We start from the raw sequence: 26,242 nt of genomic DNA on the forward strand, positions 1-26,242 counted from the left end.
GCCGACGCCGGTGGCCGCAACGACCAGCGCGGCGACCGCAACGACCGCGGCGACCGCAACGACCGCGGTGACCAGCGTGGCGACCAGCGCGGCGACTCCCGGGTCGACTCCCGGGCCGACTCCCGGGCCGACGACGACGAGCGTGGCGGGCGCGGGCGGCGCGGCCGGTTCAGGGAGCGCAACCGCGGCCGCGGCCGCGACCGTTTCGAGGGCGGCGAGCCCGTCATCGGCGACGACGACGTGCTCATCCCGATCGCCGGCATCCTCGACATCCTCGACAACTACGCGTTCGTCCGCACGAGCGGCTACCTGCCCGGCAGCAACGACGTCTACGTCTCGCTCGCCCAGATCCGCCGCAACGGCCTGCGCAAGGGCGACGTCATCACCGGCGCCGTCCGGCAGCCGCGCGACGGTGAGCGCCGCGAGAAGTTCAACGCCCTGGTCCGCCTCGACACCGTCAACGGCATGGACCCGGAGCAGGCCCGCAACCGGCCCGACTTCAACAAGCTGACGCCGCTCTACCCGCAGGAGCGCCTGCGCCTGGAGACCGAGCCGAACATCCTGACCACCAGGATCATCGACCTCGTCTCCCCGATCGGCAAGGGCCAGCGCGGCCTCATCGTCTCGCCGCCCAAGGCCGGTAAGACGATGGTGCTCCAGGCGATCGCCAACGCGATCACCCGCAACAACCCCGAGTGCCACCTCATGGTCGTGCTCGTGGACGAGCGGCCCGAAGAGGTCACCGACATGCAGCGCTCGGTCAAGGGCGAGGTCATCCACTCGACCTTCGACCGTCCCGCCGAGGACCACACCACGGTCGCCGAGCTCGCCATCGAGCGGGCCAAGCGCCTGGTGGAGCTCGGCCACGACGTGGTCGTCCTGCTCGACTCGATCACCCGCCTCGGCCGCGCCTACAACCTGGCGGCCCCGGCGTCCGGTCGCATCCTGTCGGGTGGTGTCGACTCCACGGCTCTCTATCCGCCCAAGCGCTTCTTCGGCGCCGCCCGCAACATCGAGAACGGCGGCTCGCTGACGATCCTCGCCACGGCCCTGGTCGAGACCGGGTCCAAGATGGACGAGGTCATCTTCGAGGAGTTCAAGGGCACCGGCAACGCCGAGCTCAAGCTCAACCGTTCCCTGGCCGACAAGCGCATCTTCCCCGCGGTGGACGTCGACGCGTCCGGCACCCGTAAGGAGGAGATCCTCATGGCCAAGGAGGAGCTCCAGATCGTCTGGAAGCTCCGCCGGGTCCTCCACGCGCTGGACATGCAGCAGGCTCTGGAGCTTCTCCTGGAGAAGATGAAGGAGACCAAGTCCAACGCCGAGTTCCTCCTGCAGGTCCAGAAGACCACGGTGAGCAACGACCGCGACTGATCGCGCGCGTAAGGAGGGGCGGCCGGGTTCTCCCGGCCGCCCCTCCGCCGTTCCCGGGCCGCTACGGCCTGACGTCCACGAACTCCTGCGGCGACAGCGCGCTGCGGGTCCTGGCCGTGCCCGGCGACTTGACGCGGAAGTAGCCGTCCTTCTTCGCCTGGTACGACTTGGCGTACCTGCCGGCCGAGTTGCTCTTGACGAAGCCGAGCAGCTTGTACGCGGAGGTGCCCTTGGCCTTGAAGTAGACCTCCAGCCTCTTGTTCGGGTACTTCTTGGCGCCCCGGTAGACCTTGCCGCTGACCTTGACCGGCGCGCCCTTCTTCACCTTGGCCGGGGCGTCGATCGTCACCCTGGCCCTGGCCTTCTTCGAGGTGCCCCGCGCCGGGGCCTCCACGGTGAACGAGGCCACGCCCTTGAGCGACTGGCCGCCGCGGGTCGCGTACACCTCCAGCTTCCAGTCACCGGTCGTGGTGTCGTCGCTGAAGTACGTGATCCCGCGGAAGTAGCCGTCGGTGCCCTGCTCCAGGTCTCCGAGGTCGAACGACTCGTCCGACTCCTGGCTGACCAGCTTGGCCGAGACGGATCCGGCGTCGGTGACCCCCGCTTTCACCGAGACCTTGACGTCCTTGCCCTTGACCAGGCGCACCGGGTTCGGCGACACGCCGGCGTCGCTGATGCCCTGCCTGGCCGACACGTTGATCACGAAGGCGTTGCTCCGCGGGGCGCCGCCGCGGGCGACCTGGACGCTCATCCGCCACTCGCCGGCGGCGTCGTCCTTGCCGATGCCGAAGCGCCCGGTGACGACGGCTTCCGCCGCCGTTGACGGCGCGAAGTCGAACGTCACGGCGCGTTGGGAGCCGCCGGGCGGCGTGATGTGGCCGGCGATGGACGTGACGGTCCCCGGGTCCCTGAGCGTGAGCGTGACGCTGACCTGGATGTCCTTGTCGAGCGGGATGAACGCGTCCGACGACGCGGCGCCGCTGAAGTCAGGACCCGCTGTGGCCGCGTTCGCGGCCGGGAGGTGCGCACCTCCCACGAGAAGCACGGCCCCCGTTGCGGCTGCCAGGAACAGCCGCATCCTCTTCATCATGATCGCAGTCCTTTTGAGGGGAAAGCACGGTTTGTGCGCGGGCAGCCTATTGTGACGGATGTGACTGCGTCATAAGGATCGCGGGAATGCCTCATGGCCTGGGGAGGTTGAACCTTCTGGCACACTGGTAGCTGACCCGTAGCGGTTCCGGCTCCCGCCGCGCGCGAGACGCACCTTGAGGCGACCCGGCGACCGCACCCCGAAAGGACAGCGATGAAGCCCGACATCCACCCCGAATACCACGTCACCCAGGTGACCTGCACCTGCGGCAACAGCTTCACCACCCGCAGCACCGCCAAGAACGGCGTGATCCACGCCGACGTGTGCTCGGCCTGCCACCCGTTCTACACGGGCAAGCAGAAGATCCTCGACACCGGTGGCCGGGTGGCCCGCTTCGAGAAGCGGTTCGGCAAGAAGCCCTCGGGCAAGTAGCTTCACCGACGCCGGCCCGGATGCGCCATCAGAGCGCGCCGGGTCGGCGTTGTTGGTGAAACGGCCGGAAACACCCGACGCAGAAGGACCCACGGTGAACCTCGACGAGTTGCTCAAGGAGTATTCCGAGCTGGAGTTGCGGCTCGCCGACCCCGCCGTGCACGCCGACCAGCACCAGGCCCGCACGCTCGGCAGGCGCTACTCCCAGCTCACGCCGATCGTCGCCACCTACCGCGAGCTCGGGTCCGCCCGCGACGACCTGACCGCCGCCAGGGAGCTGGCGGGCGAGGACGAGGCGTTCGCGGCCGAGGCGGCCGAGATCGAGGAGCGGATCCCGCAGCTGGAGGAGCGGCTCAAGCACCTGCTGATCCCGCGCGATCCCAATGATGACAAGGACATCATCATGGAGATCAAGGCGGGCGAGGGCGGCGAGGAGTCCGCGCTGTTCGCCGGCGACCTGCTGCGCATGTACCTCCGCTACGCCGAGAGGCTCGGCTGGAAGACCGAGGTCATCGACAGTCAGCCCTCCGACCTGGGCGGCTACAAGGACGTCACCGTGGGCATCAGGGCCAAGGGCGACGAGGGCGTGTGGTCCCGGCTCAAGTACGAAGGCGGCGTCCACCGCGTGCAGCGGGTGCCCGTCACCGAGTCGCAGGGCCGCATCCACACCAGCGCCGCCGGCGTGCTCGTCTACCCGGAGGCCGAGGAGGTCGACGTCCACATCGACCCCAACGACCTGCGCATCGACGTCTACCGCTCCAGCGGCCCCGGCGGCCAGAGCGTCAACACCACCGACTCCGCGGTCCGCATCACCCATCTGCCGACCGGCACCGTGGTCTCCTGCCAGAACGAGAAGAGCCAGCTGCAGAACAAGGAGTCGGCGCTGCGCATCCTGCGCGCCAGGCTGCTGGCCATCGCCCAGGAGCAGGCCGACGCCGCCGCCCAGGCCGAGCGCAAGTCCCAGGTCCGCACGGTCGACCGCTCCGAGCGCGTCCGCACCTACAATTTCCCCGAGAACCGCATCTCCGACCACCGCGTCGGCTTCAAGGCGTATAACCTCGACCAGGTCCTCGGCGGCGAGCTCAACGCCGTCACACAGGCACTCATCGACGCCGAGATGGCGGAGAAGCTCGCACAACACTCATGACATTTCTGCTGGACGAGATCGCGCTCGCCACCGCCCGGCTGGCCGAGGCAGGTGTGCCCTCGCCGCGCACGGACGCGGAGGAGATCGCGGCATTCGTTCACGGCGTGCGCAGGAGCGAGCTGCACACGGTCATGGACGCCGACTTCGACGCGCTCTTCTGGGAGGGCGTCGCCAGGCGGGAGGCCCGCGAGCCGCTGCAGCACATCACCGGCCACGCCTACTTCCGGTACCTGGAGCTGGAGGTGGGGCCCGGGGTGTTCGTGCCGCGTCCCGAGACCGAGGTCATGGCCGGCTGGGCCATCGAGACCCTACGCGCCATGGACGTCGCCGCCCCCCTGGTCGTCGACCTCGGCACCGGCTCGGGCGCGATCGCGCTGTCGATCGCCCAGGAGGTCGCCCTCGCCGAGGTGCACGCCGTAGAGGTCGACCCCGACGCCTACACCTGGGCCAAGCGCAACATCTCCGAGCACGGCCAGGGCCGCGTCCACCTGCACCCCGACGACCTGACCGAGGCCCTGCCCGAGCTCAACGGCACGGTCGACCTGGTCATCTCCAACCCGCCCTACATCCCGCCCGGCGCGATCCCGCGAGACCCCGAGGTGCGCGAGTACGACCCGTCCCGGGCGCTCTACGGCAGCGGCGACGACGGTCTCGGCGAGGTCCGCGCGGTCGAGCGCACCGCCCGCCGCCTGCTGCGCCCCGGCGGCTGGGTCGCCGTCGAGCACGCCGACGAGCAGGGCCGGGCTGTCTACCTGACGTTCCCCGAGGACAACGGCTGGCGAGACGTACGGCTGCGGCAGGACCTGACCCGCAGGGACCGCTACGTCACCGCCAGGCTAGGCCACGACCAGCAGGACTAGGATGCACGCCGTGGGAAGACGCTTTGACTGCACGGACCTCGAACAACGCGCCGAGGGCCTGACCGAGGCCGCCGCCGCCGTGCGCCGCGGCGAGCTGGTGGTGCTCCCGACCGACACCGTGTACGGCATCGGCGCCGACGCGTTCACCCCCTCGGCGGTCACCGCCCTGCTCGACGCCAAGGGGAGGGGCCGCGAGATGCCGCCGCCCGTCCTCGTCGGCACAGTCCGGGCCGCCGGCGCGCTCGTCGAGGACCTCGGACCGTACGGGCAGGACCTGATCGACGCCTTCTGGCCGGGACCGCTCACGCTGGTGTGCAAGGCCAACAGGGCGCTGTCGTGGGACCTCGGCGACACCAAGGGCACGGTGGCGGTGCGCATGCCGCTCCACCCGGTCGCGCTCGACCTGCTCAAGGAGACGGGCCCGATGGCCGTCTCCAGCGCCAACCGCTCCGGCTCGCCCGCGGCCGTCACCGCCCAGGAAGCCGAGGAGCAGCTCGGCGACGCGGTGGCCGTCTACCTCGACGGGGGCAGCACCACCGACAACACGCCCTCCACCATCCTCGACCTCACCACGGCTGTGCCGCGGCTGCTGCGGCGCGGGGCCATCCCCGTGGAGAAGCTACGCGGCATCATCGGCTACGTCGCGACCGACGACTGACGCCATACCGTCTGCTTATCCCGGCTGCGGTGGCCGTAGAGTCATGTCTACGGTGACTTCCGGAGCGGCCACGACGTCCGGGAGTAGCCCATGGGCAAGTTCGACGGCATGGATCCCCAGCTTGTGCGTGACCTGCTGGCCGAGCTCGAACGGGCCGCCGCCCAGTTGCGCGCCACGGAGGGACGCGTCGCGCAGGTCATGAGCCGGGCGGGCCTGTCCGTCAAGACCACGCACCGGCCGGTCCAGGTGGCCGACGCCGCCGCGGCCATGACCAAGGACGTACGGGCCAGACTCGGCCTGCTGGAGAAGCGCGCCGACCCGCCCCGCGACCCGGGTGCCGGGGTCGGCTCCGACAGCGGGAACGGCGGCGACCCCAAACCACGGCGCGACGCCGACACCCCCAAGACCGAAGACCCGCGAGCCGACACCAAGCCGGACACCAAGCCCGACTCGAAGCCGGACGGCACGCCGGGCGGCAAGCCCGACGCGAGGACGGGAGGCGACGATCCCCGCCCCCGCGACGACGACCGGCCGTCCAGGGACGACAACGACAGACGGTCGAGGGACGACGACAACGACCGGCCGTCCAGGGACCGACCGTCCAAGGACGACGACCCCAAGACTGGCGACGCCCCCAGGACCGGCGACGACGGCAGGACCGGCGACGACGGCAGGAGGGGCGACGACGGCAGGAGGGGCGACGACGGCAGGACCGGTGACGACGGCAAGCCCCGCTGCGAGGGCAGCAAGACGGGCGAAGACCCCCGGACCGGCGACACGGCCCCCCGGACCGGTGACCAAGACCCCCGGACCGGCGACAATACGGACACGCGAGGCGAGCCGAAGGACGACGACCGCGACAGCAGACGCGACCGCGGTGCGGAGCAGGGCCAGGACCAGCCTCGCGATTCCGACCCCGGGCGGGATCGGCCCGTGGACACCCCGGCCAAGGACCACCCGGACGACCAGGACCCGCAGCGGCCACGAGTGGTCGTGGTCGACGGGGTGAAGGTGCTCCAGGTGCCGATCGACCCGCCCACAGCCGAGCAACTGGGCGACCTGCTCGACAACCTCGACAAGGTCCAGCCCATCGAGATGCCCAACCCCACCGGCGACGGCCACCCGTCCGACACCCTGCCCCGAGACCCGGGCGACACCACGACGGACCGCCCGATAGGCGCTACCCCGGACCGGCCGATAGGCGCTGCTCCGGACCGGCCGATAGGCACCCCGGGCCAGTCGGTGGGCGGGAACAACGGCACGGACGTCAACCCCTGGGCCGCTGACGGCAGCGACGTGGTCTCCGCTGACGCCGGCCCGACCGATCCCGCCGCGCTGAGGGCCGTGGCCGACAACGCGCGCCACATCCAGCCGATCGACATGCCGACTGTGGACGTTCCGCCGGGCGACCACGGCAAGGGGCAGTGGCCGGACTCCACGTCCGGCGCCCATGCCGAACCGGGACCACGCCAGGACCCCTGCCCCGGCGACGCCACCCCCGACCGCGACGCCCGGGGAGGTGCCGACCCCGTCCCGGATCGCGACCCCAGAGGAGGTGCGGATCGCGACCCCAGAGGGGGTACGGACCCGGTCCCGGATCGCGACCCATGGGGAGGTGTCGAGCGCGACCCACGAGGTGGCGCGGATCCGGTTCCAGGCCGTGACGCGCCCGCGAACACCGACCCGCGGGCGGACCGTTCTCCCGACACCGCCCCCGACACCGGCCCCGACACCGCCCCCGACACCGCCCCCGACACCGGCCCCGACACCGCCCCCGACACCGCCCCCGACACCGGCCCCGACACCGGCCCCGACCAGGGGGCGCCCGTGGTCATCGACCCCACACCGCCGGCCGGCGCCGGAGCCGCGCCGACCACGACGGCCGGCTCGGTGGCGGGAACGGGCGCGGACACCTGGACGGACGGTCACGCGGGCGCCGTAGGCCCTGTGGACGCGGACGGCCGCTCAGCCCCGGACACCCGGGTGGACGCGGACGGCCGCTCAGCCCCGGACACCCTGGCAGGCTCGGACGGCCGCGCAGCCACGGACACCCAGGCAGGCTCGGACGGCCGCTCGGCGACGGATGCCCGGGCGGACGGTCCTCTGGGTGTCGCCGGCGGCGGGGGCGGGGACGTGGTGTCCGCGGAGGCGGGGCCGGTCGATCTCGGTGCCCTCGGGGGCCTGATCGACAACGTACGGGACGTGCGGCCGCTCGAGATGCCGACGGTCGAGGTGCCGCCCGGCGAGTACGGCGAGGGGGAGTGGGCGCCCATGGACGTGAGACCTGACGGCCCGCCCGGCAGTGTCGGCCCCGGAAGGAGCGCGTGATGTACGTGGACCCGCCCGCCCCCCAGCCCATGCGTCCCGGTGAGACGCCGCCCGCGGCACCCGGGGCCAACCCGCTGGATCCCCAGCCGAGGGCGTGGGAGTTCAATCCCGAGTACCAGCGACTGGTCACCGCCTGGCAGACCGTCATGCCCCTGCTGGAGAACCTCACGACAGCCCTCGACAAGGCGTACCGGCAGGCCAGGAGCCCGCAGACGTGGGACGCGCCCGTGGGCAAGCGCTACGTGGAGGACATCGCCGAGTGGCGCACCAGGCTGGCCCTCTACCGCCAGGCCGTGCTCACCTCGATCAGCGACGAGGCCGCCGACACGCCCCGCTGGATCCCCAGCGCGGCCGGCGCGCCCCACGCCTTCTCCTGACGCACCCCACACCACCACCACCGGGGGCTTCCCGACCCAGGTCCGGGAGGCTCCTGGCCGTCCTCTGAAGCGGCCTCCAGCGCTCCTGACGCCTCCTCCCAGGCTCGTGTGCTCATCCAGGTGCCTGGGAGCGTCGCTCTGGGCGGGCATGTGGGCAAAACGGACACTCGCCTTTAGAGTGGAGAAATGGGTCCACAGCCGTACTATGGCCCCGATTTCGGCCTGCTTCAGCGGCAGGACCCCGAGATGGCCCAGGTGCTTCTCGACGAGCTGGAGCGGGTGCGCGGCGGGCTGCAACTGATCGCCAGCGAGAACTTCACCTCGCCCGCCGTCCTGGCCGCGCTGGGATCCACGCTCACCAACAAGTACGCCGAGGGCTACCCGGGCAGGCGCTACTACGGCGGCTGCGAGGTCGTGGACCGGGCCGAGCGGCTGGCGATCGACCGGGCCCGCAAGCTGTTCGGCGCCGAGCACGCCAACGTCCAGCCGCACTCCGGCGCGTCGGCCAATCTCGCCGCCTACGCGGCGCTGCTGCAGCCGGGCGACACGATGCTCGCGATGGAGTTGCAGCACGGCGGCCACCTCACCCACGGCTCCAAGGTGAACTTTTCAGGAAGATGGTTCGACGTCGTGTCGTACGGCGTGCGTCGCGACACCGAACTCATCGACTACGACGAGGTGCGGGACCTGGCGCTGCGGCACCAGCCGAAGCTGATCGTCTGTGGTGCCACGTCGTACCCGAGGCTGCTCGACTTCACCGCGTTCCGCGGCATCGCCGACGAGGTGGGGGCGTGGCTGCTCGCCGACGTGGCGCACCCGATCGGGCTGATGGCCGGTGGCGCGATCCCGTCGGCGGTGCCGTACGCCGACGTCGTGACGTTCACGACGCACAAGGCGCTGCGCGGCCCGCGCGGCGGCGGCATCCTGTGCACGGCGGAGCTGGCCGCCAGGATCGACCGGGCGGTGTTCCCGTTCGTGCAGGGAGGGCCGCTCATGCACGCGGTGGCGGCGAAGGCGGTGGCGTTCGGCGAGGCGATGCGGCCGGAGTTCGCCGGTTACGCGAAGAAGGTGGTGGGCAACGCGCGGGCGCTGTGCGACGCGCTGGCCGCCGAGGGCATGCGGCCGGTCGCGGGCGGCACCGACACGCATCTGGCACTGATCGACCTGCGCGGACTCGGCGTGTCGGGCGCCGAGGCCGAAACGCGCTGCGCGGCGGCGGGGATAACGCTCAACCGCAACGCGATCCCGTATGATCCGGAGCCTCCGGTGATCACTTCTGGGATCCGTGTCGGCACGCCGTGTGTCACGACCCAGGGGATGGGGCCGGAGGAGCTGAAGGAGGTCGGGATGCTGGTGGCCCAGGCCGTGCTGCGTCCCGGCTCGGTGGCCGGCGTGCGCGAGCGCGTGTCGGCGTTGCTGACCATCCATCAGCCATATCTCAGCGAATATTAAGCTGGTCTGTGTCGTTTTCCGGTCACACTGGGCCGGAGCATCCGGGAAACTAGGTCCGTGCGCGAATACCTGTTCATGGCGCTCGTTGCGGCGGCGGTGACGTACCTCCTCGTCCCGCTGGTTCGCCGCTTCGCCATCCGCATCGGGGCCGCTCCGGAGATCCGCGAGCGGGACGTGCACACCACGCCGACGCCGCGGCTGGGCGGACTGGCGATGTACGGCGGGCTGGTGGCGGGCCTGCTGGTGGCCAGCGAGCTGGCCTACACCGGTGAGGCGCTCAGGGACGCCGACGGCCATCCGGTGACCGCCCTGCTCATCGCCGGCGGCCTCATCACCCTCACCGGCTTCCTCGACGACTGGTGGGGCATGGACGCCTTCATCAAGCTGGCCGGTCAGATCGCCGCGGCGGGGGTGCTCGTCTACTACGATCTGCGGCTGGTCTACATCCCGCTGCCCAAGGACTGGGGCGGCTCCACCAGCCTCGACTACACCCTGAGCACGATCATCACCATCATGGTGGTGGTCGTCACGATCAACGCGGTCAACTTCGTCGACGGGCTCGACGGCCTGGCCGCCGGGATCGTGTGCATCGCGGCCATGGCCACCTGGGCCTACTCCATCTTCCTGTCCAAGAGCATCAGCGGCGACAACATCACCACCACGGCCGGCATCGCGGCCATTCTCATCGGCACCTGCCTGGGCTTCCTGCCGCACAACTTCCACCCGGCGAAGATCTTCATGGGCGACACGGGCGCGATGCTGATCGGCCTGGTGCTCGCCTCCTCGATCGTCACGGTGACGCCGCTCGATCCCGCCGTCATCGAGGACATGAACAAGGTCCCGGTGCTGCTGCCGCTGCTGCTGCCGGCGGCGGTGCTGGTGCTGCCGCTGGTCGACCTGATCACCGCCGTGGTGCGGCGCACCTCCTACGGCATGTCGCCGTTCGCGCCCGACCGCGGCCATCTCCACCACCGGCTGATGGACATCGGCCATTCGCACCGGCGTTCCGTCCTCATCATGTACGCCTGGGCGTTCATCTTCGCGTTCGGCCTGGTCGCGATGTCCACGATCGGCGTGCCGGTGCTGCTGTTCCCCGTTGTGATCCTGCTCGCCATCGGCGTGCTCGTGCTGATGGCGGCGCCGCGCTGGCGCGGTCGCGGCGGCGCGCACTCGCGCGGCAGACAGCCGAGCGACGACGACGGCCCGCCCACCGGCCCGATGCCGCCGATCCTGCCGGAATCCGAGGTCAAGCCCGTGGCGGACCCCGTGCACGAGCCGCCGCAGGAGCGCGCGAGCGCCGAGGGAAAACCGGTCATTCCCGCCTATCCGAGCCGTTCATGATCGCGAACTAGAAACGGCAGGTAAAAGCGGTCTTCCGTGAGCTTGTGATATCTTTCACGAGCAGGGGCCCCCATTGCACGCGCTCTGGGGGTAGCAAACGCTCGCTTGACAACTTTCTAGGGGAGCACCGATGCAGGCCAACGACGTGCGCGTCCTCAAGAGCGCCGCGCTGCCCACCCTCGTGGTGGGGGCGTTCGCCGTGGCCGTTTCGCTCCTGACCGCCGGAGGCAAGGGCGCGCTCGGCGCCGCGATCGGCGTGCTGCTGGTGGCGGTCTTCTTCAGCGTCAGCGTGGTGGCCGTGAGCTACGCCGCCAAGGTGTCACCCCAGGTCATGGCGATGGCGGCCATGGGCAGCTACCTCGTCAAGGTGGTCGTCATCATGGTGATGCTGGCCACGTTCGGCGACACCACGGCGTGGAACTCCAAGGCGTTCGCCTGGTCCGTCGTGGTCTGCACGATCGTCTGGACGGGTTTCGAGGTCCGCGCCTTCATCAAGACCAAGATCCTTTACGTGGACCCCGAGGCCACGGTCCCCGGGAAGGGCGACTGATGAGGCCGATCGACAGGGCGGGTCCGATATGACTAGTCCTCCGCTCGCCTGCTATCGTCGGGCGCGCGATGAGCGAACAGGAACGCCGGCCGGAGGACGACGGTCAGGACTTCGCCAGCGCCGCTTGGTCGATCCCCAGCTATCTGCTCGCCGGGATGGCGATCTACGGCGGTGGGGGCTGGTTGCTGGACCGCTGGCTCGACACGTCCGCGTTCTTCCCCATAGGCATCGTCCTGGGGATCGTGCTGTCCGTCTACCTGGTCTACCGGAAGTACGGTCGCTAGCCCGGCGCGGCGATCGCTTCGCTGAGGAAACCCTTTTGATCCACTACGACGTTGAAGGGAACGCCGCGTGAACGCGCTGACGGTCCTCAATCCTCAAGATCAGTTCAAGGCGCCGACGCCTGACGAGCTGTTCAACCTGCCCCCGATCATCCCGGGGGTCGACTGGTTCACCAAGCCGGTCCTCCTCGCTCTCCTCAGCGCGGTCATTGTGATCGGTTTCTTCTGGGCCGCCTTCGCCAGCCCGAAGATCGTCCCCAGGGGCGTGCAGAACGCCGCCGAGGTGGGCTACATGTTCGTCCGCGACCAGGTCGCCCGGCCCTTCCTGGGCAAGGACGCCGACCGGTGGATGGGCCTGCTGCTCAGCCTCTTCTTCCTGGTGTTCGCGTGGAACATCATGGGCGTCATCCCGTTCGCCCAGTTCCCGGTGGCCTCGCACATCGCGTTCCCGGCCGTGCTCGCCATCTCGATCTACGTGCTCAAGGTCTACCTCGGCGTCAGGCACCAGGGCCCGATCGGCTACTTCAAGAACATGATGTTCCCGCCGGGGCTGCCCAAGCCGATCTACATCCTGCTCTCCCCGATCGAGTTCCTCTCCAACCTGATCATCGCGCCCTTCACGCACGCCGTCCGACTGTTCGCCAACATGTTCGCCGGCCACATGCTGCTGGCGTTCTTCAGCATGGTGGGCTTCTGGTTCCTGTTCGAGCACCTGACCCCGCTCGGAGCCCCCATCGGCGTCATCGGCGTCGTCATGACCATCATCTTCACCGCCTTCGAGATGTTCATCCAGTTCCTGCAGGCGTTCCTCTTCGCCATGCTGGCCTCGATGTACATCGGCGGTTCGCTGCACGCAGAGCACTGAGAACCACAGACCCCGACCAGTCCAGACCGGTGAGACTCCGCTTCACCGGCCGTCAGTAAAGGAAAACACCAATGAGCGTTCTCGCTGAGGTCTCCGGCAACGTCACCGCCATCGGTTACGGCCTTGCCGCCATCGGCCCCGGCATCGGCGTCGGCATCATCTTCGGTCAGGGCGTGCAGGCCATCGCGCGCCAGCCCGAGGCCTACGGCCTGATCCGCCAGAACATGCTCCTGGGCTTCGTCCTCACCGAGGCCCTGGCCCTGCTCGGTCTGGTCGCACCGTTCATCTTCCAGGCCATCTGACGACCAGAAAGAATCCCTGACGAAAGGCTGCATCCATGACAACGGCAGCTACGCTCCTGGCGTCGGAAGAGGGCGCCAACCCTCTGATCCCGCACACCTACGAGCTCGTCGTCGGTATCTTCGCTTTCGCGGTCGTCTTCTTCGTCGTCGGCAGGATGCTCGTCCCGCGGATCCAGAAGACGCTGGCCGAGCGCACCGACGCGATCGAGGGCGGCATCAAGAGGGCGGAGGAGGCCCAGGCCGAGGCGCAGGCGCTGCAGCAGCAGTACCGCGACCAGCTGGCCGAGGCCAGGCAGGACGCGGCTCGGCTCCGTGAGGAGGCCCGCGAGCAGGCCGCTCAGATCAAGGCGGAACTCCGCGAGGAGGCACAGGCCGAGGCCCGCCGCCTCATCGAGGCCGCGCACGCCCAGATCGAGGCGGACCGTCAGCAGGCGTTCACCCAGCTCCGCGCGGAGATCGGCCGCCTGTCCACCGACCTGGCCGGTCGCATCGTCGGCGAGGCCCTGGAGGACGAGGCCAGGCGGCGTCGCACTGTCGACCGGTTCCTCGACGAGCTCGAAAGCTCCAGCGCGCAGGCGGTGCGCTAATGAGAGGGCTGAGCAGAAGCTCGCTGCGAGAGGTCGAGGAGCGCTTCAACGCGGTCGCGGGAAGCGCCGACCTCGGCACGCTCTCCGACGAGCTGTTCGCGATCGCGGACCTGCTCGACCGGGAGCACGGCCTGCGCCGTGCCCTGTCCGACCCGGCCAGGCTCGCCGAGCTGAAGGCCCGCACCGTGCGGGCGCTGCTCGAGGGCAAGGTCAGCGAGGCCACGATCGCCACCGCCGAGGCCGCGGTGTCGGCCCGGTGGTCGCGCGCGGGTGACCTGCCCGACGTGCTCGAACGGCTCGGCGTCGTCGCCGCTGCCGCCGAGGCCGAGAGCCAGGGCACCCTCGACGAGGTGGAGGACGAGCTCTTCCGCTTCAGCCGCGTCATCGCCGCCAACGCCGACCTGCGCCGCGCGCTGTCCGACCCCGCCGTCCCCGAGGAGGCCAAGCGGCAGCTGCTGCGCGACCTGCTCGGCGGCAAGGTGGCGCCGACCAGCCTGCGCCTCATCACGCAGGTGGCAGTTCATTCGCGAGGACGTAGCCTGGAGACAGGTCTGGAGGAGTTCGGCCAGCTGGTGGCGCAGCAGCGCCAGCGCTTCGTCGCTGTGGTGCGCAGCGCCGTCGAGCTGACCGAGCAGCAGAAGCAGCGTCTGGCGACCTGGCTGCGCACCTCCTACGGTCGCGACGTGCACCTGAACGTCGAGGTGGATCCGCGAGTGCTCGGTGGGTTCTCGGTCCGCATCGGCGACGAGATCATCGACACCACCATTGTGGGACGAATCGAAGAAGTCCGCCGCCGGTTGGCCGGCTAGGCGAAGAGGGAGACAGAGTAGAGATGGCGGAGCTTACGATCCGGCCGGACGAGATCCGGGACGCGCTTGAGCGCTTCGTCCAGGCGTACGAACCGGAAGGCGCCGCGCGCGAGGAGATCGGGACCGTCGTCGACTGTGGCGACGGCATCGCCCATGTCTCCGGCCTTCCCTCGGCGATGGCGAACGAGCTGCTCGAGTTCGAGGACGGCACGCGCGGCCTGGCACTGAACCTCGACACCCGTGAGATCGGTGTCGTCATCCTGGGCGACTTCAGCAAGATCGAGGAGGGCCAGACGGTCCGCCGGACGGGCGAGGTCCTGTCCGTGCCCGTCGGCGACGGCTTCCTCGGCCGCGTGGTCGACCCGCTGGGCAACCCGCTCGACGGCAAGGGCGCCATCGAGTCCGAGGGCGTGCGCGCCCTCGAACTGCAGGCCCCCTCGGTCGTCCAGCGCCAGCCGGTGAAGGAGCCGCTGCAGACCGGCATCAAGGCCATCGACGCCATGACGCCGATCGGCCGCGGCCAGCGCCAGCTGATCATCGGTGACCGTGGCACCGGCAAGACCGCGATCGCCGTGGACACCATCCTCAACCAGCGCGAGAACTGGGCCACCGGCGACCCCGCCAAGCAGGTCCGCTGCGTCTACGTCGCGGTCGGCCAGAAGGGCTCGACGATCGCGCAGGTCAGGGCCCGCCTGGAGGAGGCGGGCGCGCTGGAGTACACGACCATCGTCGCCGCGCCGGCCTCCGACCCGGCCGGCTACAAGTACATCGCCCCCTACACCGGCTCGGCCATCGGTCAGCACTGGATGTACCAGGGCAAGCACGTCCTGATCGTCTTCGACGACCTCACCAAGCAGGCCGACGCCTACCGCGCCGTCTCCCTGCTGCTGCGCCGCCCGCCGGGCCGCGAGGCCTTCCCCGGCGACGTGTTCTACCTCCACTCGCGTCTGCTGGAGCGCTGCGCCAAGCTCTCCAACGACATGGGCGGCGGCTCGATGACCGGCCTGCCGATCATCGAGACCAAGGGCAACGACGTCTCGGCGTTCATCCCGACCAACGTCATCTCCATCACCGACGGACAGTGCTTCCTCGAGACCGACCTGTTCAACGCCGGTGTGCGCCCGGCCATCAACGTCGGCATCTCGGTCTCCCGAGTCGGCGGCTCGGCGCAGGTCAAGGCGATGAGGAAGGTCGCGGGCACGCTGAAGCTGTCGCTGTCGCAGTACCGCGACCTCGAGGCGTTCGCCGCGTTCGCGTCCGACCTCGACGCCGCCTCCCGTGCCCAGCTCGAGCGCGGCCAGCGCCTGGTCGAGCTGCTCAAGCAGCCGCAGTACTCCCCGTTCCCCGTCGAGAAGCAGGTCGTGTCGGTGTGGTCCGGCACCACCGGTGAGCTGGACGAGGTGCCGGTCGAGGACATCCGCCGGTTCGAGGCGGAGTTCCTCGACTACCTGCAGAGCTCGCGCAAGGGCATCTTCGACAGCATCCGCGAGACCAAGGAGCTGTCCGACGACACGGTGACCGCTCTCAAGGACGCCATCACGGAGTTCAAGAAGGGCTTCACCACCTCCTCGGGCGAGCTGCTCGTCAAGGACGAGCCGGTGGCGCCGCTCGGCGCCGACGAGGTCGGCCAGGAGAAGATCCAGAAGGTCGTCCGCCCGGCGGAGAAGAAGTAGGCCATGGGTGCCCAGCTAAGGCTGCTGCGGCGGCGGATCAACTCGGTCAAGTCGACCGCGAAGATCACGCGCGCCCAGGAGCTCATCGCCTCCTCGCGGATCGTGAGGGCGCAGCAGCGGATGCAGGCGGCGCTGCCGTACGAGCGCGAGATCATTCGCGCCGTCACCGGCGTCGTCAGCAACGCCGCGAGCGTCGACCATCCGCTGACCGTGGCGAAGGAGAACCCCACCAAGGCGGGCGTGCTCATCGTCACCAGCGACAGCGGCTTCTGCGGCGGCTTCAACGCCAACGCCCTGCGCGAGGCCGAGGCCCTGCGCGGACTGCTGGAGAGCCGCGGCCTCAACGTGGTGCCGTTCGTCACCGGGCGCAAGGGTGTCACCTGGCACACCTTCCGCCAGCGCGAGATGGGCGGCAACTGGGTGGGCTTCTCCCGGAAGCCCTCCTACGCCGACGCCAAGGAGATCGCGGACACGCTGATCGAGTCGTTCAAGGACGACAACGGCATCGACGAGATCCACATCGTGTCGACCGAGTTCGTCTCGATGCTCTCGCAGAACGTCGTCGTCAGGCGGATCCTGCCGCTGGAGGTCGAGGAGACCGAGGTCAGCGAGTCGACCGCGATCCCGCCGTACTTCGAGTTCGAGCCGACCGCGGGTGACGTGCTCGAGTCGCTGCTGCCGCGCTACGTGGAGTCGCGCATCTTCACGGCGCTGCTGCAGTCCGCGGCCTCGGAGGAGGCCGCGCGGCGGCGCGCGATGAAGTCCGCTACCGACAACGCCAACGAGCTGATGCGGGTGCTGACCCAGCAGATGAACCAAGCTCGCCAGGCCGAGATCACCCAGGAAATCAGCGAGATCGTCGGTGGCGCCAACGCGCTCGCTGACGCCGCAGCGGGGAAAGAGTGAAATGACTGCAGAGGCTGTAGAGACTGTAGAGAGTGCCGCGGCCGGCACAGGCCGCGTCGCGCGCGTCACCGGCGCCGTCGTCGACGTGGAGTTCCCCTCCGAGGCGATGCCCGACATCTATAACGCGCTCAAGGTCGAGGTGACCCTCGGCGGCGAGGACAAGACCCTGACCCTCGAGGTCGCCCAGCACCTGGGTGACAACCTCGTCCGGGCCATCTCCATGCAGCCGACCGACGGCCTCGTCCGCGGTCAGGCCGTGACCGACACCGGCAGCCCGATCTCGGTGCCGGTCGGCGACGTCGTCAAGGGCCACGTGTGGAACGCGCTGGGCGAGACGCTCGACGTGCCGACCTCGTCGCTCAAGATCGACGAGCGCTGGGGCATCCACCGGCCGTCGCCGCCCTTCGACCAGCTGGAGTCCCGCACGGAGCTGCTGGTCACCGGCATCAAGGTCATCGACCTGCTCACCCCGTACGTGCAGGGTGGCAAGATCGGTCTGTTCGGTGGCGCCGGTGTCGGCAAGACCGTGCTGATCCAGGAGATGATCCGCCGCGTCGCCCGCAACTTCGGCGGCACCTCGTGCTTCGCCGGTGTGGGCGAGCGCACCCGTGAGGGCAACGACCTCTGGCTGGAGATGGAGGAGGCCGACGTCCTCAAGGACACCGCGCTGGTGTTCGGCCAGATGGACGAGCCGCCGGGCACCCGTCTGCGGGTCGCCCTGTCGGCGCTGACCATGGCCGAATACTTCCGCGACGTCCAGAAGCAGGACGTGCTGCTCTTCATCGACAACATCTTCCGCTTCACGCAGGCCGGCTCCGAGGTCTCCACGCTGCTCGGCCGCATGCCGTCCGCGGTGGGCTACCAGCCCACGCTGGCCGACGAGATGGGTGTGCTCCAGGAGCGCATCACCTCGACGCGCGGTCACTCGATCACCTCCATGCAGGCGATCTACGTGCCCGCCGACGACATCACCGACCCGGCGCCGCACAACGCGTTCGCGCACCTCGACGCGCAGACCGTGCTCTCGCGGCCGATCTCGGAGAAGGGCATCTACCCGGCGGTGGACCCGCTCGACTCCTCCTCCCGGATCCTCGACCCGCAGATCGTCGGCGAGGAGCACTACCGGGTGGCCCAGGAGACCAAGCGGATCCTGCAGAAGTACCGCGAGCTGCAGGACATCATCGCCATCCTCGGCATCGACGAGCTCTCCGAGGAGGACAAGGTCACCGTCCAGCGGGCCCGCCGCATCGAGCGCTTCCTGTCGCACCCGATGTACGCGGCCGAGGCCTTCACCGGCCAGCCGGGCGAGACCGTGCCGCTCGACGAGACCATCGCCTCCTTCAAGGGCCTGTGCGCCGGCGAGTACGACCACCTGCCCGAGCAGGCGTTCTTCATGGTCGGCGGCATCGACCAGGCCATCGCCAAGGCCAAGGAACTCGAGCGCTAAATCGCCCCGGCTAACGGGCGAGCTCTGCGAGCCCGAGGATACGGTGGTGGCACGGCCGCGGGCCGTGCCACCACCTGATCGGAAAGGAACCTACACAAGTGGCGAAGCTACGCGTAGGGGTGGTCTCACCCGAGCGTGAGATCTGGTCGGGCGAGGCCGACATGGTGATTGCCAAGACCGTGGACGGCGAGATCGGCATCATGCCGCAACACGCGCCGGTGCTCGGCGTCCTGGTCGAGGGCGGCGTGCTGCGCGTGAAGCGGGAGGGCGAGGGTGACCTCGTCGCGGCGGTGCACGGCGGGTTCATCTCCGTGGCCGACGACGAGGTGTCCGTGCTCGCCGAGGTGGCCGAGCTCGGTTCCGAGGTCGACGTCGCGGCCGCCCGCGACGCGCTTGAGCGCGCGCAGGCCTCGATCGAGGCCAACCAGGAGGACGCCGACGCGGCGGTCGAGGCCAAGCGTGCCAGGGCCAGGCTGCGCGCGGCGGGCGAAGACGTCTGACCGAACACGAGCCAAGGGGGCGGCATGGTGGCGACGGTACTCATCTGCGTGCTATTGGCCGCTGCCCTGGTGGTCCTGCGGGGCTTCGTACTCGCCCGCTCGCGCGGCAGCGTCCCCTGTCGGCTGCGGGTGGGGGGCCACGGCTGGCGGAGCGGCGTAGCCCGCTACGCCGACGGGGAGCTCCATTGGATCCCGCTCATAGGTGTGCGACTGAGGCCGCGCCACGCGATCGCGAGGCGCGGCCTCGTCGTTTCGTCCCGGCGCGAGCTCGACAACGGGCTGTACGCGATCGACTGCGGCGGCACCACCCGCGACATCTCCCTCGCCATGAGCGCCGACGCCCTGACCGGCTTCCTCGCCTGGCTCGAATCCGCCCCCCCGAGCGCCTACCTCGACGTCGCGTGACGGGGTCCTTTTTGTGGGGTTACGGCACGGCCAACTAGGCCGCCACCCGCCGCACGTGGCTGAGGGCCTCCAGGAAGACGCCCGCTGACCGGATGACGGCGGGCCGCCGTCACGGCGTCATGTCGACCATCCAAGGGGTGGTCCTGCTGACCGCCAGCGCTGCGCTGGAGGGCGGATGGCGGTGGCGCAGAGGTGTGGTCGGTGTCAGCGCGTGCCGCCGGGCTTCCAGAGGATCTCGTTGCCCGCGTGGGCGACGCGGCAGGCGATGAACAGCAGATCCGACAGCCGGTTGAGATAGGTGGCCGTCAGCGGGTTCATGTCGTCGTGCGCGTGCAATGCCGTCCAGGTGGTGCGTTCGGCGCGGCGGACCGTCACCCGGGCCACGTGGAGCGCGGCCGTCGCCGGGTCCCCGCCCGGCAGGATGAAGCTGCGCAGCGGCTTGAGGCCGGCGTTGAACCGGTCGCACTGCTCCTCCAGCCGGTCGATGTAGGACTGCTCCACCCGCAGCGGCGGGAACTCCGGTTCGGCCACCACGGGCGTGGCCAGGTCGGCGCCCAGGTCGAACAGCTCGTTCTGCACGCGCGTCAGCACCGGGACGAGGGCGTCGGGCAGCGTGCCGTGCGACAGGGCGACGCCGAGGTGGGCGTTGGCCTCCTCGACGTCGGCGTAGGCGGCCAGCCGGGGGTCGGTCTTCGAGGTGCGGCTCATGTCGCTGAGAGCCGTCGTCCCGTCGTCGCCGGAGCGGGTGTAGATGCGGGAGAGGACGACCGGCTGGTCTCTGTTCGGGCGGTCCTGGCGCGTCATGGCCTCAGCGTAATGACAAATGTCATCCGAAAGGGACGCGGGTCGCACCAGGGGGTGGTGATTTCGGCGACTGGCAGGCGGACGGAGTGCGCGCCACGATGAGCGCATGATGAAGGAGAGGACCTGATGCTCGAGATCACCGAGCTGCGCAAGCACTTCGCGGGCGGCCCCGAGTCGCCGGACGGCAAGCTCGCCCTGGACGGGATCGGCTTCACCGTCCGGCAGGGCGAGATGTACGGGTTCGTCGGCGCGAACGGCGCGGGCAAGACGACGACGATGCGGATCGTCATGGGGGTGCTCCAGGCCGACTCCGGCTCGGTGACCTGGCAGGGCGAGCCGCTGACGTACGCGGGCCGGCGGCGGTTCGGCTACATGCCGGAGGAGCGCGGCCTCTACCAGAAGATGCGGGTGGCCGAGCAGATCGAGTATTTCGGCCGCCTGCACGGGCTGAGCGCGGTCGCGGCCGGGAAGGCGACCGGAGACCTGATCGAACGGCTCGGCCTGGGGGAGCGCAGGGGCGACGCGGTCGAGTCGCTGTCGCTGGGCAACCAGCAGCGGGTGCAGCTCGCGGTGGCGCTGGTGCACGACCCGGAGGTGCTGATCCTGGACGAGCCGTTCTCGGGGCTCGACCCGCTCGCGGTCGAAGCGCTGGCCGCGGCCCTGCAGGAGCGGTGCCGGGGCGGGGTGCCGGTGATCTTCTCCAGCCACCAGCTCGACCTGGTCGAGCGGCTGTGCGATTCCGTCGGCATCGTGTCGTCGGGCCGGATGGTGGCCAGCGGCGCCGTCGGCGACCTGCGCGCCGCCGTGGGCCGCACGCTCCGGGTCGTGGTGCGCGATCCGGCCCCCGGCTGGGCCGACGGGCTGCCCGGCGAGATCACCGTCAAGGGCGACCGCCACGCGCTGGTCTTGTCCGGGGGCGACGACCAGGAGATCCTGCGCCGCGCCATGAAGGCGGGCCAGGTCGAGCACTTCGGCTTCGAGCAGCCGACCCTCACCGAGATCTTCAAGGAGGCCGTGGCGTGAACGGGCTGACCCTGGTGGCGCGCCGGGAGATCACCACGCAGATCAGGTCCAAGACGTTCATCATCGGGCTGATCGTCACCGCCCTGCTGGTGGGCGCCGCGGCGTTCGCGCCGAAGCTGATGGGCGGGCCGGACGAGTACAAGCTGGGCACCGTGAACTCGCGGCAGTTGCCGCTCCAGGCGGCGGCGCCCGACGCGCGGGTCGAGTGGAGCGCGTTCCCCGACGAGGGGGCCGCGAGGAAGGCGCTGCTCGCCGGTGACGTGGACGCGGTGCTGGTGGACGGCGCCAAGGTGCTCACCGACGGCGAGATCGACTCCGAACTGGGCGTGCTGTTGCAGAGCACGCACAGGGAGGTGAAGCTGGGCGCCTCGGGCGTGCGGATCGAGCCGTTGCTGATGCAGTCGGTGGGCGCGGACACGCGCTATCAAAGCGCCCGCACCGGGATGGCCGTGGTGCTCACCGTCCTGCTCTTCATGCTGATCATCGGACAGGTCATGATGGTCGCCATGGGAGTCGTGGAGGAGAAGGGCAGCAGGATCGTGGAGATCCTGCTCACCTCGGTCCGCCCCTGGCAGCTGCTCGGCGGTAAGATCATCGGCCTGGGAGTGCTCGGGTTCATCAATCTTGTGACGATGCTCGTGGTGGGCCTCGGCGCCGCGGTCGCCTCGGGCTTGGCGGTGGACTTCCCGCCGGGCATGCCGGGTGTCGTGGCCGGGGTGCTGGTCTGGTTCGTGCTCGGCTACGCCTTCTACGCCACGCTGTCGGCCTCGCTGGCCTCGCTGGTCTCCCGGCAGGAGGAGGTCAGCAACGTGATGACACCCCTTACCATGCTCCTCATGGTGACCTACTTCGTCGCCTTCTACGCGGCCTCCGAGCCGACGGGCACGCTGGCCACCGTCGTCTCGCTCGTCCCGCCGTTCTCCGCGATGGTCATGCCGGTGCGGATGGCCGCCGCCGGGGTGCCGATGTGGGAGGTCGGGCTGTCGATGGTCCTCATGGTGGCCGCGGTGGCGGGGGTGCTCGCCCTGGGCGCGAAGGTCTACGAGCGGGCCGTGCTGCGCACCGGTGCCCGGGTCAGGCTCGGCGACGTGCTGCGGGCGAAGTAGCGCTCCACGGATGGACGCGATCGCGCGGGCGCGGCGGCTGTGCCGGTGGACGTTCCTGGCCTACCCGGTGACGATGTGGGTCCTGCTCTCGCTGGTGACCATGGGTGACGTCTCCGGAGGGCGGGCCCGGTGGCTGTTCCTCCCGCTCGCGCTGGCGGCCGCGGCCGGCTTCACCTGGGTCTTCTCCCGCCTCGTCACGGCCGTGATCGAGTTCCGGTACGCCGCGCGGCCGGTCGTGGCGGCGGGGGCGCTCGCGCTGTGCGCGGCCGGGCTGGGCGGTGGCGATCCGTTCGGCTGGGGGATCATCCTGCCGATCTGGCTGTCCGTGGCGGCGGTGGGCGTCTCGCGGCGGAGGGCGGTCGCGCTGTCCGCGGCGACGTTCGCGGTGGCCGTGGCCGTGAACGCCGTCAACATCTGGGCCGGCCGCAGCCTCATGGCCCGCGACATGGGTGAGCCCGGTGCCGCTCTCGTGATGGGCGCCATGCTCTACGCGACGCTCTGCGCGAGCCTGCCGCTGTCCAACCGGCTCTGGGTGTGGATCTACCAGCTCGCCGTACAGGCCCATGACGGGCGGGAGGCGCACACGCGGCTGGCGGTGGCCGAGGAGCGGCTGCGCTTCGCCAGGGACCTGCACGACCTCGTCGGGCACCAGCTCTCCGCCATCGCGGTCAAGACCGAGCTGGCCGTACGGCTGTCGGACGCCGACGTGCGGGCGGCCAGGGCCGAGATGGCCGAGGTGAACACGCTGACCAGGCATGCCCTGCGCGAGCTGCGGCAGGCCGTGCGCGGCTACCGGGAGCTGGACCTGTCCGCCGAGCTGGCCAGTGTGAAAAGCGTGCTCGTGGCGGCGGGGGTGCGATGCGAGCTGCGCCTGCCCCATCGTGACCTGCCCGAGGGGGTGGGCCCGGTGTTCGCGTACGCGGTGCGTGAGGCGGTGACCAACGTGCTCAAGCACAGCTCGGCGACCTTCTGCGACATCACGATCCGCTTCACCTCTGAGGAGGCCGAGCTGGAGGTGCGCAACGACGGAGTGGTCCGCCGCCAGCTGGCCGACCTGGGCAGCGGGCTGTCCGGCATGCGGGAGCGGATGGCCGCGGTGGGCGGCGAGCTGACCGCCCATCCGGTCGGGGAGGGCCAGTTCGCGCTGAACGCTGTCGTGTCACTGCCGATTCCTGGGTAGTGGGGGAGTGTCGGCGGTTCCAGCGGACATCCCTGTGGGAGGGCATGACCATACCGCGCGTGCGTTCGCGCGGGAGTGACTTGAGGAGGTGGCATGCGCGTCCGGGGCAATCCGAAGGCCCAGGTGGTGCAGATCGGCGCGCGGCTCGACGCGGGCACGTCGGCTGGGGCGCGGTCCCAGCTGCACGACGCGGTCGACTCCGGAAAGGGTGATCTGATCCTCGACGTCTCGCGGCTGGAGGTCATCGACGCCACCGGCCTGGGCGTTCTCGTGGGCACGCATCGGCGTGCGCTCACCGCGGAGCGCCGCCTGGTGCTGCGCGGAGTGCCACCGCGGATCATGCGGATTCTCGCGGTGACCCGGCTGAACCGGGTGCTTCGCGTCGAGTCGAGCGAGGCCGCCGTGGCCTGACGGGACGGTGGCGGGCACGGGAGGGTGCCAATTCTCGCACGCGGTCAATGTTGAGCCTTCAACTGGAGATTCTGAATTCCCCCGAAATAGCGATTTATGGTGATTCACCCCTGTTGCTGGGTGGGCGTCCTCATCTTCCGCCCAGAGACCGGCGGAAGATGTGCGCGGCCACCTCGACGAGTTCGTCCTTGGGCGGCGGGTCCTCGGCCAGCAGCCATTCGATGAGCAACTCTTGTAGCGCTCCAATCGCGCCGAGCGCCACCAGCCGCCGATTGGGCGGGACGATGGACGGGAAATCAGCCGAGGACTCCTCCACGAGCCGGGCGAAGGAGCTGATCGCGCGCTGGCGCGAGGCGGTCAGGACGTCGCCCGACCTGCGCACCTCCAGGTGCATGATGCGCGCCCGCCGCCAGTCGGCCGTCGCGAAGTCGACATACGCCCGGATGCCCGCCTCCACCCGGCCGTCGAGGCTGTCCGGCGCCTCCTGCAGCGCCTTGGTCACGAAGGCGAGGCTCTCGTCGACGCACCTCTCGTGCAGAGCCTGGAGGAGCTCCTCACGCCCGCCGAAACATTCGTAGAACGCGCGGTTGGAGATCCGTGCCTCCGAGCACAGCCTTTCGATGGTCGTCGAGGCGAAACCGGGCTTCGCGTATAGCGTGTACGCGGCTGTCATCAGCCGCTCCCGTCTGTCCGCCAGCCTTTGCTCAGCCGACATTCCCCGGTAAGACCGGTTCACAATCCACCCGTCCAACATGATCGTGGCCCCCAGAGCACACAATTATGGACGGATGATCGGCTCTGGGAAAGGGCGGGAACTTTACCTCTTACGTCGGCCGTGCAAGAACGTGACAATCCTGATCAGTCGCTCAAGCTCGTCACCTGTGCGCGCGAAGGAGGTCAGGTTCATCCCGGGCAGCGCGAAGCGCCTGCGGGAGATCGCCTTGGCGCGGGCGAACTCCCGCAGGCCGTCGGCGCCGTGGATGCGACCGAAGCCCGAGTCGCCGACTCCGCCGAACGGCAGGGCGGGCACCCCGGCGAACGAGATGATCGAGTTGACGGCCGTCATCCCGGTGCGCATCAGTCGGGCCAGCTCCATCGCCCTGCGCCTGTCGCGCGCGAACACGGTGCCGGCCAGCCCGTACGCCGAGGCGTTGGCCAGCTCCAGCGCCTCCCGCGCGTCGCGGGTGCGGCGCACGGTGACGGTCGGCCCGAACGTCTCCTCCCGCACCGCGGGGGAGTCCTCGGGCACGTCCTCCACGATCACCGGGTCCACGTACGGCGGGCGGACCGACCCGGGCCCGCCCGTCACGACCTTCCCCGACTTGGTGGCGTCGTCGATGTGCCGCCTGATGACGTCGAGCTGCCCCGGCATGGTGATCGGCCCGTAGTGCTCACCGGCCTTGACCCGCGCGGCCCGCTCCGACAGCTCCCGCATGAACGGCTCGTAGACGGCGTCCACCACGTACACCCGCTCCACGCCCGTGCACGTCTGCCCGGCGTTGGACATCGCGCCCCACAGGCACGCGTCCGCGGCGGCCGGCAGGTCGGCGTCGGCGTCCACGATGAACGCGTCCTTGCCGCCGCACTCGGCCACGATCGGGGTGAGGTTCTCCGCGCACGCCGCCATGACCCGCTTGGCCGTGGCGGTCGAGCCGGTGAAGGCCACCTTCCCGACGCGCGGGTCCGACGCCAGGGCGGCGCCCGTCTCGCCCAGCCCGGTCACGGTCTGGAAGACCGGCTCCTCCGGCACCGACTCGGCGAACAGCTCCGCCAGCCGCACTCCGACGCCGGGAGTCAGCTCCGAGGGCTTGAACACGACCGCGTTGCCCGCCGCGAGCGCGTACGCGATGGAGCCCATCGGCGTGAACACCGGGTAGTTCCACGGCCCGATCACCCCGACGACGCCCAGCGGCAAGTACTCGAGCGTGGCAGCCAGGTTGACGCCCATGAACCCGGTCGGCACGCGCCGCCGCCGCAGGACCTTCTCGGCGTTGCGGGCGGCCCAGTCGACGTGCGCGATCGTCGTCGCGATCTCCAGCGTGGCGTCGCCGGCGGGCTTGCCGTTCTCGGCGTGCACCAGGGCGGCCAGCTCGCGCAGCTCCCGCGTGAGGACCGCCTTGTAGTCGAGCAGCCGCAGCCTGCGCTCGGCCGGGGCCAGCTCCGCCCACCAGACGGCGGCTCGCTCGGCGCGGCCGACCGCCTCGCGCACCGCCTCGGGGCCCTGCTTGGGATGAGTGCCGACGACCTCGCCGGTGGCCGGGTTCAGGGAGTCGAACGTCAGCGTCGTCATGGCGTCACCATAGACCGTGGGCCATCACCCGGCATGGGCCCCCG

At 70.1% G+C, this 26,242-nt stretch carries 28 protein-coding genes; 24 read left to right on the forward strand and 4 right to left on the reverse strand.

Going from position 1 to position 26,242, the window contains the following annotated elements; translation table 11 throughout:
• On the forward strand, positions 1 to 1,374 hold a 1,374-nt coding region (gene rho / locus DQW85_RS15660), incomplete at its 5' end, for a transcription termination factor Rho (RefSeq protein WP_113701043.1).
• Between the two features lie 61 nt (positions 1,375 to 1,435).
• Here the strand turns inward: rho and DQW85_RS15665 are convergent.
• Positions 1,436 to 2,464 carry a hypothetical protein gene (locus tag DQW85_RS15665; protein WP_113701044.1) on the reverse strand — a complete coding sequence of 343 codons (1,029 nt, stop codon included), beginning with the start codon at positions 2,462 to 2,464 and terminating at the stop codon, positions 1,436 to 1,438.
• A 213-nt stretch (positions 2,465 to 2,677) separates the two neighbouring features.
• Here DQW85_RS15665 and rpmE point away from each other — a divergent pair, with 213 nt between their 5' ends.
• From rpmE to DQW85_RS15760, 19 genes are all read left to right on the forward strand, one after another.
• Positions 2,678 to 2,896, forward strand: a complete 219-nt coding sequence (gene rpmE / locus DQW85_RS15670; protein WP_113701045.1) for a 50S ribosomal protein L31 — start codon at positions 2,678 to 2,680, stop codon at positions 2,894 to 2,896.
• 94 nt (positions 2,897 to 2,990) lie between these two features.
• On the forward strand, positions 2,991 to 4,043 hold the full coding sequence (gene prfA, locus DQW85_RS15675; protein ID WP_113701046.1) for a peptide chain release factor 1: 1,053 nt from the start codon (positions 2,991 to 2,993) through the stop codon (positions 4,041 to 4,043).
• The gene (prmC, locus tag DQW85_RS15680; RefSeq protein ID WP_113701047.1) at positions 4,040 to 4,903 is read left to right on the forward strand and encodes a peptide chain release factor N(5)-glutamine methyltransferase; all 864 of its coding nucleotides are present in this window, start codon (positions 4,040 to 4,042) and stop codon (positions 4,901 to 4,903) included. The genes prfA and prmC overlap by 4 nt, the downstream gene beginning before the upstream one ends.
• Before the next feature lie 10 nt (positions 4,904 to 4,913).
• Positions 4,914 to 5,561, forward strand: coding sequence for an L-threonylcarbamoyladenylate synthase (locus DQW85_RS15685; protein WP_113701076.1), 648 nt, complete (start codon positions 4,914 to 4,916; stop codon positions 5,559 to 5,561).
• Between the two features lie 90 nt (positions 5,562 to 5,651).
• The gene (locus DQW85_RS15690; protein ID WP_113701048.1) at positions 5,652 to 7,889 is read left to right on the forward strand and encodes a hypothetical protein; all 2,238 of its coding nucleotides are present in this window, start codon (positions 5,652 to 5,654) and stop codon (positions 7,887 to 7,889) included.
• Positions 7,889 to 8,266: a hypothetical protein gene (locus DQW85_RS15695; protein WP_109524998.1), complete on the forward strand. Its 378-nt coding sequence runs from the start codon at positions 7,889 to 7,891 to the stop codon at positions 8,264 to 8,266. Before DQW85_RS15690 ends, DQW85_RS15695 begins: the two co-directional genes overlap by 1 nt.
• A 186-nt stretch (positions 8,267 to 8,452) precedes the next feature.
• A complete protein-coding gene (locus tag DQW85_RS15700; protein WP_113701049.1) occupies positions 8,453 to 9,718 on the forward strand; it encodes a serine hydroxymethyltransferase in 1,266 nt (421 codons plus the stop codon).
• 57 nt (positions 9,719 to 9,775) lie between these two features.
• Positions 9,776 to 11,059: a glycosyltransferase family 4 protein gene (locus tag DQW85_RS15705; RefSeq protein WP_113701050.1), complete on the forward strand. Its 1,284-nt coding sequence runs from the start codon at positions 9,776 to 9,778 to the stop codon at positions 11,057 to 11,059.
• 130 nt (positions 11,060 to 11,189) lie between these two features.
• On the forward strand, positions 11,190 to 11,609 hold the full coding sequence (locus DQW85_RS15710) for a Cg1360 family ATP-synthase-associated protein (RefSeq protein ID WP_113701051.1): 420 nt from the start codon (positions 11,190 to 11,192) through the stop codon (positions 11,607 to 11,609).
• Between the two features lie 68 nt (positions 11,610 to 11,677).
• Positions 11,678 to 11,893, forward strand: a complete 216-nt coding sequence (locus DQW85_RS15715; protein ID WP_109529754.1) for an AtpZ/AtpI family protein — start codon at positions 11,678 to 11,680, stop codon at positions 11,891 to 11,893.
• Between the two features lie 67 nt (positions 11,894 to 11,960).
• Positions 11,961 to 12,755 carry a F0F1 ATP synthase subunit A gene (atpB, locus tag DQW85_RS15720; RefSeq protein WP_113701052.1) on the forward strand — a complete coding sequence of 265 codons (795 nt, stop codon included), beginning with the start codon at positions 11,961 to 11,963 and terminating at the stop codon, positions 12,753 to 12,755.
• A 71-nt stretch (positions 12,756 to 12,826) separates the two neighbouring features.
• Entirely contained in the window at positions 12,827 to 13,057 is a 231-nt protein-coding gene (atpE, locus tag DQW85_RS15725) for an ATP synthase F0 subunit C (RefSeq protein ID WP_113701053.1), read from the forward strand.
• A 35-nt stretch (positions 13,058 to 13,092) separates the two neighbouring features.
• The gene (locus DQW85_RS15730; RefSeq protein ID WP_113701054.1) at positions 13,093 to 13,644 is read left to right on the forward strand and encodes a F0F1 ATP synthase subunit B; all 552 of its coding nucleotides are present in this window, start codon (positions 13,093 to 13,095) and stop codon (positions 13,642 to 13,644) included.
• Entirely contained in the window at positions 13,644 to 14,453 is an 810-nt protein-coding gene (locus DQW85_RS15735; protein WP_113701055.1) for a F0F1 ATP synthase subunit delta, read from the forward strand. The genes DQW85_RS15730 and DQW85_RS15735 overlap by 1 nt, the downstream gene beginning before the upstream one ends.
• 23 nt (positions 14,454 to 14,476) lie before the next feature.
• Positions 14,477 to 16,126, forward strand: coding sequence for a F0F1 ATP synthase subunit alpha (gene atpA / locus DQW85_RS15740; RefSeq protein WP_113701056.1), 1,650 nt, complete (start codon positions 14,477 to 14,479; stop codon positions 16,124 to 16,126).
• A gap of 3 nt (positions 16,127 to 16,129) precedes the next feature.
• Positions 16,130 to 17,032, forward strand: coding sequence for a F0F1 ATP synthase subunit gamma (locus tag DQW85_RS15745; protein ID WP_113701057.1), 903 nt, complete (start codon positions 16,130 to 16,132; stop codon positions 17,030 to 17,032).
• A 1-nt stretch (position 17,033) separates the two neighbouring features.
• Positions 17,034 to 18,479 carry a F0F1 ATP synthase subunit beta gene (gene atpD, locus DQW85_RS15750; RefSeq protein WP_113701058.1) on the forward strand — a complete coding sequence of 482 codons (1,446 nt, stop codon included), beginning with the start codon at positions 17,034 to 17,036 and terminating at the stop codon, positions 18,477 to 18,479.
• 98 nt (positions 18,480 to 18,577) lie between these two features.
• A complete protein-coding gene (locus tag DQW85_RS15755) occupies positions 18,578 to 18,979 on the forward strand; it encodes a F0F1 ATP synthase subunit epsilon (protein ID WP_113701059.1) in 402 nt (133 codons plus the stop codon).
• A 24-nt stretch (positions 18,980 to 19,003) separates the two neighbouring features.
• Complete coding sequence (locus tag DQW85_RS15760; RefSeq protein ID WP_113701060.1) at positions 19,004 to 19,384, forward strand: DUF2550 domain-containing protein; 381 nt, start codon at positions 19,004 to 19,006, stop codon at positions 19,382 to 19,384.
• Between the two features lie 204 nt (positions 19,385 to 19,588).
• Here the strand turns inward: DQW85_RS15760 and DQW85_RS15765 are convergent, their stop codons facing one another.
• Positions 19,589 to 20,188 (reverse strand): cob(I)yrinic acid a,c-diamide adenosyltransferase, encoded by a 600-nt coding sequence (locus DQW85_RS15765; RefSeq protein WP_113701061.1) that lies wholly within the window; start codon positions 20,186 to 20,188, stop codon positions 19,589 to 19,591.
• 126 nt (positions 20,189 to 20,314) lie between these two features.
• Here DQW85_RS15765 and DQW85_RS15770 point away from each other — a divergent pair, with 126 nt between their 5' ends.
• From DQW85_RS15770 to DQW85_RS15785, 4 genes are all read left to right on the forward strand, one after another.
• A complete protein-coding gene (locus DQW85_RS15770; RefSeq protein WP_113701062.1) occupies positions 20,315 to 21,211 on the forward strand; it encodes an ABC transporter ATP-binding protein in 897 nt (298 codons plus the stop codon).
• Positions 21,208 to 22,317, forward strand: a complete 1,110-nt coding sequence (locus DQW85_RS15775; RefSeq protein WP_113701063.1) for an ABC transporter permease — start codon at positions 21,208 to 21,210, stop codon at positions 22,315 to 22,317. Before DQW85_RS15770 ends, DQW85_RS15775 begins: the two co-directional genes overlap by 4 nt.
• A 10-nt stretch (positions 22,318 to 22,327) precedes the next feature.
• The gene (locus DQW85_RS15780; RefSeq protein WP_113701064.1) at positions 22,328 to 23,497 is read left to right on the forward strand and encodes a sensor histidine kinase; all 1,170 of its coding nucleotides are present in this window, start codon (positions 22,328 to 22,330) and stop codon (positions 23,495 to 23,497) included.
• 93 nt (positions 23,498 to 23,590) lie between these two features.
• Positions 23,591 to 23,908 (forward strand): STAS domain-containing protein, encoded by a 318-nt coding sequence (locus tag DQW85_RS15785; RefSeq protein ID WP_113701065.1) that lies wholly within the window; start codon positions 23,591 to 23,593, stop codon positions 23,906 to 23,908.
• A 130-nt stretch (positions 23,909 to 24,038) separates the two neighbouring features.
• Here DQW85_RS15785 and DQW85_RS15790 read toward each other — a convergent pair whose 3' ends face one another.
• Positions 24,039 to 24,581 (reverse strand): TetR/AcrR family transcriptional regulator, encoded by a 543-nt coding sequence (locus DQW85_RS15790; RefSeq protein ID WP_240197205.1) that lies wholly within the window; start codon positions 24,579 to 24,581, stop codon positions 24,039 to 24,041.
• A 144-nt stretch (positions 24,582 to 24,725) separates the two neighbouring features.
• Entirely contained in the window at positions 24,726 to 26,198 is a 1,473-nt protein-coding gene (locus DQW85_RS15795) for an aldehyde dehydrogenase family protein (RefSeq protein WP_113701067.1), read from the reverse strand.
• Positions 26,199 to 26,242 lie beyond the last annotated feature (44 nt).

Source organism: Nonomuraea lactucae (genome assembly GCF_003313395.1).
Taxonomy (GTDB): domain Bacteria; phylum Actinomycetota; class Actinomycetes; order Streptosporangiales; family Streptosporangiaceae; genus Nonomuraea; species Nonomuraea lactucae.